The organism is Ralstonia sp. SA306 (assembly GCF_054792405.1).
In genome coordinates this window covers 1,626,739-1,638,473 of record NZ_CP096451.1, presented here as the reverse complement: position 1 = coordinate 1,638,473, position 11,735 = coordinate 1,626,739, and the positions used below count along the sequence as shown (strand labels likewise).

General features: G+C 64.1%; 11 protein-coding genes. 9 read left to right on the top strand and 2 right to left on the bottom strand.

What is annotated here, in order from left to right; all coding sequences use genetic code 11:
• Positions 1–238 precede the first annotated feature (238 nt).
• From M1D44_RS07865 to M1D44_RS07825, 9 genes are all read left to right on the top strand, one after another.
• Positions 239–1,228, top strand: a complete 990-nt coding sequence (locus M1D44_RS07865) for a MurR/RpiR family transcriptional regulator (RefSeq protein ID WP_024975823.1) — start codon at positions 239–241, stop codon at positions 1,226–1,228.
• Between the two features lie 17 nt (positions 1,229–1,245).
• On the top strand, positions 1,246–2,208 hold the full coding sequence (locus M1D44_RS07860) for an isoaspartyl peptidase/L-asparaginase family protein (RefSeq protein ID WP_024975822.1): 963 nt from the start codon (positions 1,246–1,248) through the stop codon (positions 2,206–2,208).
• Positions 2,209–2,289: 81 nt separating this feature from the next.
• Positions 2,290–4,137, top strand: coding sequence for a dipeptide ABC transporter ATP-binding protein (locus M1D44_RS07855; RefSeq protein ID WP_428984670.1), 1,848 nt, complete (start codon positions 2,290–2,292; stop codon positions 4,135–4,137).
• A gap of 50 nt (positions 4,138–4,187) precedes the next feature.
• Complete coding sequence (gene gsiB / locus M1D44_RS07850; protein ID WP_316853721.1) at positions 4,188–5,753, top strand: glutathione ABC transporter substrate-binding protein GsiB; 1,566 nt, start codon at positions 4,188–4,190, stop codon at positions 5,751–5,753.
• Between the two features lie 70 nt (positions 5,754–5,823).
• A complete protein-coding gene (gsiC, locus tag M1D44_RS07845; protein ID WP_024975819.1) occupies positions 5,824–6,747 on the top strand; it encodes a glutathione ABC transporter permease GsiC in 924 nt (307 codons plus the stop codon).
• A 10-nt stretch (positions 6,748–6,757) separates the two neighbouring features.
• Positions 6,758–7,657 (top strand): glutathione ABC transporter permease GsiD, encoded by a 900-nt coding sequence (gsiD, locus tag M1D44_RS07840; protein WP_112185011.1) that lies wholly within the window; start codon positions 6,758–6,760, stop codon positions 7,655–7,657.
• A 9-nt stretch (positions 7,658–7,666) separates the two neighbouring features.
• Positions 7,667–8,692, top strand: coding sequence for a DmpA family aminopeptidase (locus tag M1D44_RS07835; protein ID WP_112185009.1), 1,026 nt, complete (start codon positions 7,667–7,669; stop codon positions 8,690–8,692).
• A gap of 9 nt (positions 8,693–8,701) precedes the next feature.
• Entirely contained in the window at positions 8,702–9,517 is an 816-nt protein-coding gene (locus M1D44_RS07830; RefSeq protein ID WP_024975816.1) for a M55 family metallopeptidase, read from the top strand.
• A gap of 172 nt (positions 9,518–9,689) precedes the next feature.
• Positions 9,690–10,049 (top strand): chitin-binding domain-containing protein, encoded by a 360-nt coding sequence (locus M1D44_RS07825; protein ID WP_024975815.1) that lies wholly within the window; start codon positions 9,690–9,692, stop codon positions 10,047–10,049.
• A 66-nt stretch (positions 10,050–10,115) separates the two neighbouring features.
• Here the strand turns inward: M1D44_RS07825 and M1D44_RS07820 are convergent, their stop codons facing one another.
• A complete protein-coding gene (locus M1D44_RS07820) occupies positions 10,116–10,907 on the bottom strand; it encodes a DUF2182 domain-containing protein (RefSeq protein ID WP_316853720.1) in 792 nt (263 codons plus the stop codon).
• Positions 10,904–11,548 carry a DUF1326 domain-containing protein gene (locus tag M1D44_RS07815; RefSeq protein ID WP_112185005.1) on the bottom strand — a complete coding sequence of 215 codons (645 nt, stop codon included), beginning with the start codon at positions 11,546–11,548 and terminating at the stop codon, positions 10,904–10,906. Before M1D44_RS07815 ends, M1D44_RS07820 begins: the two co-directional genes overlap by 4 nt.
• Between the last annotated feature and the right edge of the window lie 187 nt (positions 11,549–11,735).

The following is an 11,735-nucleotide window of genomic DNA, read 5'->3' as shown; positions in this document are numbered from 1 at the left end:
AAAACTGCGCTTGAAGGCAAATCGGAGAAGGGTGCGATTGTAGCGTGCTGCGTCGCACGATCCTGGCGCACCGCGGGCGTTTGGACGGGTGCATTGCACCGTGACGAGGCCGCGCCCGCCCCCGATTCGTGCGTGGGCTTTCGACCTAGGGAAAACCATAGGCCTCTATGAAAGTTTTTTTCTTTACACGGCCGATTCATGAAAATACATTTACACAAAATTTTCACGGCCCAGGAAGATGGCGAAATCCACCAGCAAGCGTACGGATGTGTCGAAAGGCGCATTTGCCGCCGATGCGACGGTCTCCGAGCGCATTGGAGCGGCCCTTGCCACGCTCACGCCCGCGCACCAGCGCATGGCGGAATACGTGCTGGCGAATCCGTTCCGCGCTGCCACCATGCGCATCGACGAGTTTGCCGCCGCGGTGGACATGTCGATTGCCACGGCCAACCGCTTTGCGCTGGCGCTGGGCTTTGACGGCTATCCGCAGTTCCGTGCCGGGCTGCTGCGCGGCTTCGAAGCGACGCTCGCGCCGGTAGAAAAACTGCGCCACGAGCTGGCGCGCCCCGCCACCAGTGCCGAGATCTTTGCCGCCTCGCTCAACGAGGACATCGCCAACCTTGACGCCACGCGCCGCATGCTCGACCCCGCAGCGTGCGAACGCGCGGTAGACGCCATCCTGGGCGCACAGCGCATCTACGTGATGGGCTTTGGCGCCAGCGGCTATCTGGCCGGGCTGCTGCGCCATGGGCTCGATCTGTACTGCGACACGGTGATCTCCGTTTCGCAGCCGGGCGGCGCATCCGATGCGGCGCGCCACCTGCGCAAGATCGGACCGAAGGATCTGCTGATCGCCATCGCATTCCCGCGCTATGCGGCAGACACCATCACGCTGGCCAAGCAGGCGGGCAAGCAAGGCTGTCAACTGCTGGCCCTGACCGACAGCCCTACATCGCCGCTTGCGCCGCTGGCCGACATTGCGTTGTACGCACGGCCGGAGCGGCAGTTCTCTGCCACGTCTGACACCGCTGCCGTGGCGCTTTTCGAAGCGCTGTGCGGTGCGGTGGCGCATCGCTCGGCGCATTCGCTGGAGTCTGCCGAGCGCCTGACTGAATTCGTACTGCCGTGGCTGCACACCAGCCAGGTACCGCGCGCCAATGACGCAACGAGCGCGTCCGGCACGCCGTCAACCACCCGACGCGGCCGCAAACGCACCGCTGAAAACTGATTTACATCGAGCCACGCATGACTACGCCCATCCTCGCCATTCACGGCGGCGCCGGCACCATCACCCGCACGGCCATGAGTGCCGACAAGGAAGCCGCTTACCAGCAGGCGCTTAACGACATCCTGGCCGCAGGGCAGCGCATCCTCGTGGATGGCGGCAGCGCCCTGGATGCTGTGACCGAAGCCGTGCGCCTGCTCGAAGAGTGCCCGCTGTTCAACGCCGGCAAGGGCGCGGTGCTGACCAGCGCCGGCACGTACGAACTCGATGCGTCGATCATGGATGGCGCCACGCTGGCTGCCGGCGCAGTCACCTGCGTCAAGCGTCTGCGCAACCCGATCCTCGCAGCCCGCGCCGTCATGGAGCGCAGCGAACACGTGCTGTTCACCTCCGAAGGCGCCGAGGCGTTCGCGCAAGCGCAGGGCCTCGAGTTTGTCGAGCCGGACTATTACTACACCGAAGCGCGCTATGCCCAATGGCAGCGCGCCCGCCAGCAAGATGGCATGGCGCTGCTCGATCACGATGCCGCGTCGCTCGTGGCCAAGGAAGCAGCACCCATCGATCCGGACAACAAGTTCGGCACCGTGGGCGCCGTGGCATGCGACGCGCAAGGGCGCCTGGCGGCTGCCACCTCCACGGGCGGCGTCACCAACAAGAAGGTCGGCCGGGTGGGCGATACGCCCATCGTCGGCGCCGGTTGCTTTGCGAACCACGTTGCGGCGGTGTCGTGCACCGGCACGGGCGAGATGTTCATCCGTGCCGTGGCTGCCTACGACGTTGCCGCGCAGATGGAATACGCCGGCAAGTCGCTGGCTGACGCGAGCGACGACGTGGTCATGCGCAAGCTGATGGCCATCAACGGCCGCGGCGGCCTGATCGCCGTGGACGCGCAAGGCAACGTCGCGTTGCCGTTCAACACAGAAGGGATGTACCGCGGGTTCGCACGCGGCGCGCAGGCGCCCGTTGTGTCGATCTATCGGTAAGAGGCCGAAGCCGCCAGGCAGGACAGCAGGAGAGTTTTCGTGACAGCAACCAAACAGCCAAGTGCCAACAGCGTCATTGCGATGCCCGATCAGCGCATCGTGCAGGTGCAAGACCTGAGCGTGCGCTTTGCCACGTCTGAGCGCGTGGTCGACGCAGTGCGCAACCTGTCGTTCCACGTAGACCGGGGCGAGACGCTGGCCGTGGTGGGCGAATCGGGCTCGGGCAAGTCGGTGACGTCGCTGGCGCTGATGCGGCTGGTGGAGCACGGTGGCGGCAAGATCGTCGGCGGGCAGATGCACTTGCGCCGCCGCAACGGCGAAGTGCTGGACTTGGCCAACGCCAGCCCCGCCGCCATGCGCGGTGTGCGTGGCGCCGATATCGCGATGATCTTCCAGGAGCCGATGACCTCGCTCAACCCGGTGTTTACCGTGGGCGAGCAGATCGCCGAATCGATTCGTCTACATCAGGGCAAATCAGCCAGCGCGGCCAAAGCTGAGGCGCTGCGCATGCTGGAGCTGGTGCGCATTCCTGAAGCGCGCAATGTGCTGGGGCGCTATCCGCACCAACTGTCGGGCGGCATGCGCCAGCGCGTGATGATTGCGATGGCGCTGTCATGCAAACCGTCGCTGCTGATTGCCGACGAGCCGACCACCGCGCTGGACGTGACCATCCAGGCGGAAATTCTGCAACTGATTCGCGCGCTGCAGCAGGAGCTGCAGATGGCGGTCGTGTTCATCACGCATGACATGGGCGTGGTGGCCGAAGTGGCCGACCGCGTGCTCGTCATGTACAAGGGCGACCGCGTGGAAGAGGGCCCATCTGCCACCGTGTTCGCACAACCGGCGCATCCGTACACGCGTGCGCTGCTGTCGGCCGTGCCGCGTCTGGGCTCGATGCAAGGCACTGATGGCCCGGCGCGTTTTCCGCTGTTGCGCGTGGACGGCACGTCCGCTGCGGTGGATACGACGCCGCAATCGGCAGCGTCGCATGATGTGCAGCCGATTTTGCGTGTACGTGATCTCGTCACGCGCTTTGACGTGCCCACGGGCGTCTTCGGCCGCGTCACGCGCCGGGTGCATGCGGTGGAGCAGGTCAGTTTCGATCTCTACCCTGGTGAGACGCTGGCGCTGGTCGGCGAATCGGGCTGCGGCAAGTCGACGACGGGACGGTCGCTCTTGCGTCTGGTGGAGTGCCAGAGCGGCAGCATCGAATTTGCCGGCCAGAACATCGGCGAGTTGAAGGGGCCCGCGCTCCAGACGCTGCGTCGAAACATCCAGTTCATCTTCCAGGACCCATTCGCCTCGCTGGACCCGCGCGTGCCGGTCGGCTACTCCATCATGGAGCCGCTGCTGGTGCACAAGGTGGCCTCCGGCAAAGAGGCACAGCAACGCGTGGAGTGGCTGCTCGACAAGGTGGGCCTGCAGGCCGCGCATGCATCGCGCTATCCGCACGAGTTCTCGGGCGGGCAGCGCCAGCGCATCTGCATTGCGCGCGCCCTCGCGCTGAACCCCAAGGTGGTGATTGCCGATGAGTCGGTCTCGGCGCTGGATGTGTCGATCCAGGCGCAGATCGTCAACCTGATGCTCGACCTGCAGAAGGAGTTTGGCGTCGCGTTCCTGTTCATCTCGCACGACATGGCGGTGGTGGAACGCATCAGCCACCGCGTGGCGGTGATGTACCTCGGCCAGATCGTTGAGATCGGCCCGCGCCGCGCCATCTTCGAAAACCCGCAGCATCCCTACACGAAGAAGCTGATGTCGGCCGTGCCGATTGCAGACCCGGCGCGCCGCCATCTGAAGCGAGAACTCTCCACGCACGAAATTCCCAGCCCGATCCGTGCCATTGGCGACATGCCGGTGGTGCAGCCGTTGGTGCAAGTGGCGCCAGACCACTTTGTTGCCCGCCATTCGATTGGCGGCGCGTATTGAAAGCAATGAAGAACGCAGTGAAGCCAAACACTTCTTTGAGGAGGAAGGACATGTTCAATCGATTCTCGCATCGGCTTACTTCGGCCCCGCGCGCAGCCATGGTTGCCAGCGGCCTGGCGCTGGCGGCATTCACCATGCCGGCCTTTGCCGCCAAGGACGCCGTGATGGCGGTCTACTCGACCTTCACCACGATGGACCCGTACGACGCTAACGACACGCTGTCGTTCAGCGCCGCCAAGTCGTTCTATCAAGGCCTGTTCGGCTTCGACAAGGACATGAAGCTGGTCAACGTGCTGTGCGACAGCTACGAAGTCAGCAAGGACGGGCTGGTCTACACGTTCAAGCTGCACAAGGGCGTGAAGTTCCACGACGGCACCACGTTTGATGCCAACGCCGTCAAGGCAAACCTGGACCGCGTGACGGACCCGGCCAACAAGCTCAAGCGTTTCGTGCTGTTCAACCGCGTGGCCAAAACCGAAGTGGTTGACCCGTACACCGCACGCGTGACGCTCAAAGAGCCGTTCTCGCCGTTCATCAACGTGCTGGCCCACCCGTCGGCGGCCATGATTTCGCCCACGGCGCTCAAGAAGTACGGCAAGGACATCGCTTTCCATCCGGTTGGCACGGGCCCGTTTGAATTTGTCGAGTGGAAGCAGACCGATTACCTGAAGGGCAAGAAGTTCGACGGCTACTGGAAGCACGGCCTGCCGAAGGTCGACACCATCACCTGGAAGCCGGTGGTCGACAACAACACGCGCGCCACCATCATGCAGACGGGCGAGGCCGACTTTGCGTTCACGATTCCGTTCGAGCAGGCTGCGGTGCTCAAGAGCAGCCCCAAGGTTGATCTGATTGCCGCGCCGTCGATCATCCAGCGCTATGTCAGCTTCAACACCAAGGTGAAGCCGTTCGACAATCCCAAGGTGCGTCAGGCCATCAACTACGCGATCAATAAGGATGCGCTGACCAAGGTGGCGTTTGCGGGTTACGCCGTGCCGGCCGAAGGTGTGGTGCCATCGGGCGTCGATTACTCCGTCAAGCTGGGCCCGTGGCCGTACAACCCGGCGAAGGCGAAAGAGCTGCTGAAGGAAGCTGGCTATCCGAACGGCTTCGAGACGCAACTGTGGTCGGCCTATAACCACACGACCGCGCAGAAGATCATCCAGTTCGTGCAGCAGCAACTGGCCCAGGTTGGCATCAAGACGTCGGTGCTGGCGCTGGAAGCCGGCCAGCGCGTCGAGCGTGTGGAAAGCGTGCCCAAGCCGGAAGACGCCGGCGTGCGCATGTACTACGCAGGCTGGTCGTCGTCGACGGGTGAGTCGGACTGGGCGCTGCGTCCGTTGCTTGCATCAGAAGCCATGCCGCCCAAGTCGTTCAACACCGCGTACTACAAGAACGAGCAGGTGGATGCCGACATCGCCGGCGCACTGCGCACGACCGATCGCGCTGAGAAGTCGAAGCTCTACACCGATGCACAGAAGCGCATCTGGGAAGACGCACCGTGGGCCTTCCTGGTGACGGAAAAGATCGTCTACGCGCGCTCTAAGCGTCTGTCGGGTGCCTACGTGGCACCGGACGGTTCGTTCAGCTTCGACGACATCGACATCAAGCAATAAGTCTCATTGCCGTACCGGCCCGCGCACCCGTTGCGCGGGCCATTGAATTGCCGCCTGCGGTGGATTTGCCATGCTGAACTACTTCATTAAACGTGTGCTGGGCGTGATCCCGACACTGCTGATCGTGGCAGTGCTGGTGTTCCTGTTCGTGCACCTGTTGCCGGGCGACCCGGCGCGACTGGCTGCCGGCCCCGAAGCGGACCCGGCCACCGTCGAGCTGGTCCGTGCTGACCTCGGGCTCGATAAGCCGATGCACGAGCAGTTCGTGCGCTTCTTCGCCAACGCGCTGCGCGGCGAGTTCGGCAACTCCATCCGCACCAAGCGGCCGGTGAGCGAAGAGATTGGCGAGCGCTTCTGGCCCACGCTCAACCTGACGATTGCCAGCATGGTGTGGGCGGTGATCTTCGGCATGGTGATTGGCATCACGTCTGCCGTATGGCGCAACAAGTGGCCGGACCGCCTGGGCATGACGCTCGCCGTGTCCGGCATCTCGTTCCCTGCGTTCGCGCTGGGCATGCTGCTCATGGAAGTGTTCTCGGTGCAGCTTGGCTGGTTGCCGGCCATCGGTGCGGACACCTGGCGGCACTACATCCTGCCTTCGCTCACGCTGGGCGCTGCGGTGGCCGCCGTGATGGCGCGCTTCACGCGTGCATCGTTTGTGGAAGTGCTGCAGGAAGATTTCGTGCGCACCGCCCGTGCCAAGGGCGTGCGCGAGACGGTGGTGGTCATCAAGCATTGCCTGCGCAACGCGATGATCCCGGTGGTGACGATGATGGGCCTGCAGTTCGGCTTTCTGCTGGGCGGCTCGATCGTTGTGGAAAAGGTGTTCAACTGGCCGGGCCTCGGTCGTCTGCTGGTGGATGCGGTCGAGATGCGCGACTACCCCATCATCCAGGCCGAGGTGCTGCTGTTCTCGCTGGAGTTCATCCTGATCAACCTGGTTGTGGACATGCTGTACACCGTGATCAACCCGACCATCCGCTACAAGAAGTAAGGAGACCGCCATGACACAAGCCGCAAGCCCGGCGGTCGCGCCGCAAACCGTTGCCGAACCCGTCCGCACCCCCTGGACAGAGTTCTGGCGCAAGTTCCGCAAGCAGCATCTGGCGATGGGCGCCGGTGTGTTCGTGATCGCGCTGGCGGTGATCGCCATCCTCGCGCCGCACATCGTGCCGTTCGACCCGGAAAACTATTTCGACTACGACGCGCTCAACGCGGGCCCGTCGGCGCAGCATTGGTTTGGCGTCGACTCGCTGGGCCGCGATATCTTCAGCCGCATCCTGATGGGCACGCGCATCTCGCTGGAAGCGGGCTTTGTGTCGGTCATCATCGGCGCCATCGTGGGCACCATGCTCGGCCTGCTGGCCGGCTACTACGAAGGCTGGTGGGACCGCATCGTCATGCGCATCTCCGACGTGCTGTTCGCCTTCCCGGGCATTCTGCTGGCCATCGGCATCGTGGCCATCCTGGGCAACGGCATGATCAACGTGATCTTTGCCGTGGCGGTGTTCAGCATTCCGGCATTTGCGCGGCTGGTTCGCGGCAACACGCTCATGCTCAAGCACCTGACGTATGTGGAGGCCGCGCGCAGCATTGGCGCGTCCGACTGGACGATCATCATGCGGCATATCCTGCCGGGCACGATCTCGTCCGTCGTCGTGTATTTCTCGATGCGGATCGGCACCTCGATCATCACCGCGGCCAGCCTCTCGTTCCTGGGCCTGGGCGCACAACCGCCCACGCCGGAATGGGGCGCGATGCTGAACGAGGCGCGCGCCGACATGGTGACGGCGCCGCACGTGGCCATCTTCCCGAGCCTGGCGATCTTCCTGACCGTGCTGGCGTTCAACCTGTTGGGCGACGGCCTGCGCGACGCGCTAGACCCGAAGATCGACCGTCGCTGAGTTGTTCGCATGTCTCTAAGCCTTCCGCATATCGGCGCGCTGCAAGCCGGCACACGCAACAGCATCACCGACGTGGCCGGGGTGACCGTCGGCCACGCCACCATTGCCGGCGGTGACATCCAGACCGGCGTGTCTGTGGTGCGCCCCCATGCGGGTGACCCGTTCCGCGACAAGGTGCCTGCGGCCAGCGTGGTGCTCAACGGCTTCGGCAAGAGCATCGGCCTGGTGCAGGTGGATGAGCTGGGCGTGCTGGAAACGCCGATCGCGCTGACCAACACGTTTGCCGTGGGCGCCGTGGCGCAGGCGCAGATCCGCCAGGCCATCGCGGCCAACCCGCAGATCGGTCGCGCATGGTCGACCGTCAATCCGCTCGTTTTCGAATGCAACGACGGCTACCTGAACGACCTGCAGGCGTTTGCTGTGCAGGACGTTCACTACGACGCGGCCTGCGCTGCGGCAGCCGAGATGTTCGAGCAGGGTGCGGTCGGTGCAGGGCGGGGGATGTCTTCGTTTGGCGTGAAGGGTGGTATCGGCACGGCTTCGCGTGTGCTGACGCTCGCCGACGGCGCGCAACGCACGGTCGGCGCGCTGGTGCTGTCCAACTTTGGTGTGACTGAGAATCTGACGCTTGCTGGGCGCCACGTCGGTGCGGCGCTAGCGAAAGCGCTGGCCGCCGGCACCCCGGAGCCGGAGAAAGGCTCGATCATCATGCTGCTCGCCACCGACGCGCCGCTGGATGCACGCCAGTTGCGCCGTCTTGCCTTGCGCGCAGGCGCCGGTCTGGCACGCACTGGCTCCGTTTTCGGTCATGGCAGCGGCGACATCGCGCTGGCATTCTCCACCGCCTACACCGTGCCGCACGAAGGCAGCCGCGCCATGCCGGCGGTCGCCATGATGCACGAATCGCATCTCGACCCGCTGTTCCAGGCCGCCGCCGACAGCGTCGAACAAGCCATCGTGCACGCCCTGTTCCACGCGACGGCCGTCACCGGCCGCGACGGCAACACGCGCCGCGCACTGACCGAATTGCTCTGACCTGACCCCATGCGAATCCTGATCTCCGCCGATATCGAAGGCGTAGCCAACGTGTTCCACCCCGAGCAAACGCGTGCCGGTAACGCTGAATACGAACGCGCCCGCCGCTGGATGACCGCAGAAGCCGACGCGGCCGTCCGTGGCGCCTTCGATGGCGGCGCCACCGACGTACTGGTCAACGATTCGCACGGTGGTTTCCGCAACCTCATCCCCGATTCCATCGACCGCCGCGCACGCTTCGTACTCGGCAAGCCGCGTTACCTGAGCATGATGGCCGGCGTGGACGGCTGCGACGCCGTCTGCATGATCGGCTACCACGCCCGTGCTGGCAGCCGTGGCGTGCTGGCGCACACCATCAACAGCTTTGCGTTTGCGCGCGTCTGGTTCAACGAGCAGGAGTTGGGTGAGGCTGGACTCTACGGTGCCCTGGCTGGCGAGCGCGGCGTGCCGGTTGCCGTTGCCAGCGGCGACGATGTGTTCATCAGGGAAACGAAGCCGCTGCTGCCGCACACCACGTTTGTCGAGACCAAGCAGGCCGAGGGGCAGAACGCCGGGACATCGCTCTCGCCAGAGCAGTCGTGCGAAGCCATCTATGCGGCGGTGAAGGCAACGGTACAGCGCGGGCACTTCAGCATGCCGCTGCGCATCCGGGGCCCGATCGTGTGCCGCCTGCAAACGCAAACGCCGGCACTGGCTGACCTGTTCTGCCAGTGGCCCGCCTTGGAACGCGTAGACGGCACGATGCTGCGCTTCGCCGCCGACTCCGTCGAACATGCCGTGCGCATGCTCAACAGCCTGTCCGCCATGTCCGCGATGCTGCGCTGAGAAAGGCGCGGCGCAAGTCATGGCGCCATCCCACGCGCGCCTTTCTTTGCCTACCTTTCTTTGGCAAGACAAAGAAAGGAGGTCGGTCCCGGCAGGGGACGAAATAGGGATGGACCAAAAAACGCCTACCCAAGCGTAAACTTCAGGATATCCAACCCCGAAGGAGCCCCCCATGACCCGCGCACTCACACTCGGCATGCTGCTCTGTGCGCTTGCGCTAACAGCCTGCGAACGCCGCCCGTCGCCATCGACCCCACCGACGCCGCAGACTTCCAAAGCCGAAAAGGCGGCCGCCGCGCTGGCCAAGGCCGCCGCAGAGTTCAAATGCCCCGGGCCATCCGCGCGCTTCATGTTGGACGACGGCACCAACCGTGGCCCCAAGCAACCGGTCCGCACCAATTGCACCACTGCCTACGCCACCTGCGACGCACAGTCGCAGGCGGTCTTCGACCATTGCCCGAGCGGCCAGGTATTCGACAAACGTTTTAGTATCTGCGTGGTGAAGGATGCGTGTGACGAGGTGACGTCCTGATGGCCTGACGGTCTGACGGCTGTCATACGCGCGGTATTCGGGCCGCTGCATGCCAGCAGCACGGGATCAAACCAGCAGCGTTGCACCTGCCCAGGCAATCAGCACAACGCCCAGCACGCGGCCGACCTGTGCGCCGCGTGGCAGGATCTTCTCCACAAAAACGACCAGGGACAGAGCGGCAATCCAGACGAGATTCATGATGCCGCCCACAAACAGCAACGCCATCAGCACCCAGCAGCAGCCTACGCAGTAGGCGCCGTGGTGCATGCCTAGCAAGAAGCTGCCTGCAGCGCCAGGGCGCCAATGCGCGGTCAGGAAGCCTACCGGCGAGCGGCACTGCGCCAGGCACGTGCGCTTGAGCGCAGAGAACTGATACGCCCCCGCCGCTGCTAGCACTATTGCGGAGAGCACCGCGCTCTTTGACCACAGCATCATTTGTGAAATGAGGCCCGTCGGCTGCAGCGCCATCTGCAACGATGCCGCACCCACGGAAAAGGCGAGCCACGCAGTCTGGTAACCCGCCAGAAGACACACCGAGAGGATTGCCGACCTGGATTCGGCCGTGCCGTGGTGCCGTAGAACACGCCGATACAGCAGGATGAGCGGCGCCGCGCTGGGCGTCATCATCGCGGTCATCATCACCCACCACATCAAGGCCACGGTCGACAGCGATGTATCCATGCCGCCGATGGCGCCCGGCAATCGATGCGGAAACAGCGTGAGTGCCGTCATGTCGAGTGCAGACATCCCCATGCCTGCACCCGTCCACAGATACCACCACGACAACGCGACGACGGCGACGATGCCGAGCGCCGTGATGATGCGCTCGCGTTGGAGGACGCTTTCGAGGCCGCTCATGCAGCGGTGCGATGCCGAATCGGTCCCTTGTTGTTCAGGTGCAGTCGCGCGAATTGCCCGTAGGAATGTTCGAGATCCAGCGCGATGTTGCCCTGTGAGTGGCTTGTGGCGGAGCCCACCTCGGCCAGTTCGTATTCGAAGCCGTGCGGCAGATCGATGCGGGCACGGTGTTCGGCGCCCGTTACCGGATTGCGGATCGGTTCGCCAACGGTATCGAATACACCATCGACATGAATCCGGCCACGTCGGGCATCGACATCGACGTCGTAGTCGATCTGCGTGAAGATCGGATCGAATACCTGCTCAAACGTCGACGCGAATACCGAAAACATCGTCGCGAACGGTTCGGTATCTTGCCCTGCCATGATTTTCAGGATGGCTTCGCGTTGCGCTGGGGTGGCGCGCTCGTCGACGATCGGCTGACATCTGCCTTTGCCTTCGTGGATGGGGCCGGGCCAATGCAACAAGACCGCGATCTTCACGCCGTCGAGTTGCACATCGCCGTGGTAGCCGCGGTCGATCGAGATCGCGCCCATCGCTTCGCAGATACCTTTGGTTGGCAGCGCGTTGAACTGGCACGGGCAACCGTATGAGCAATTGCAGTTGATGAGCTCAGTCCCTTGGATTTCCCACGGAGTCATGGTGGTTCTCCCGGAGCTTCCAGGCGCGTGCGCGCCTGACGCGCGTCGTCGTCGGACGACGGATTGCGTGGCTTGAATCTCGGGCGGCTGGCTTATGGCGTGCGCACGTTCCACGCATAATCAGACCCTAGTGCACGGCGAGGGGAAGTCAAGACAGGGATTGGGGCACATAGGCGATTGGCCCCGG

Excerpts from the sequence above, each read along its gene's own strand:
- M1D44_RS07830 (WP_024975816.1), top strand. The coding sequence starts at position 8,702 with ATGCGAATCCTGATCTCCGCCGATATCGAAGGCGTAGCCAACGTGTTC.
- gsiD (WP_112185011.1), top strand. The coding sequence starts at position 6,758 with ATGACACAAGCCGCAAGCCCGGCGGTCGCGCCGCAAACCGTTGCCGAA.
- M1D44_RS07835 (WP_112185009.1), top strand. The coding sequence starts at position 7,667 with ATGTCTCTAAGCCTTCCGCATATCGGCGCGCTGCAAGCCGGCACACGC.
- M1D44_RS07820 (WP_316853720.1), bottom strand. The coding sequence starts at position 10,907 with ATGAGCGGCCTCGAAAGCGTCCTCCAACGCGAGCGCATCATCACGGCG.
- M1D44_RS07815 (WP_112185005.1), bottom strand. The coding sequence starts at position 11,548 with ATGACTCCGTGGGAAATCCAAGGGACTGAGCTCATCAACTGCAATTGC.
- gsiB (WP_316853721.1), top strand. The coding sequence starts at position 4,188 with ATGTTCAATCGATTCTCGCATCGGCTTACTTCGGCCCCGCGCGCAGCC.
- gsiC (WP_024975819.1), top strand. The coding sequence starts at position 5,824 with ATGCTGAACTACTTCATTAAACGTGTGCTGGGCGTGATCCCGACACTG.
- M1D44_RS07825 (WP_024975815.1), top strand. The coding sequence starts at position 9,690 with ATGACCCGCGCACTCACACTCGGCATGCTGCTCTGTGCGCTTGCGCTA.
- M1D44_RS07865 (WP_024975823.1), top strand. The coding sequence starts at position 239 with ATGGCGAAATCCACCAGCAAGCGTACGGATGTGTCGAAAGGCGCATTT.
- M1D44_RS07855 (WP_428984670.1), top strand. The coding sequence starts at position 2,290 with ATGCCCGATCAGCGCATCGTGCAGGTGCAAGACCTGAGCGTGCGCTTT.
- M1D44_RS07860 (WP_024975822.1), top strand. The coding sequence starts at position 1,246 with ATGACTACGCCCATCCTCGCCATTCACGGCGGCGCCGGCACCATCACC.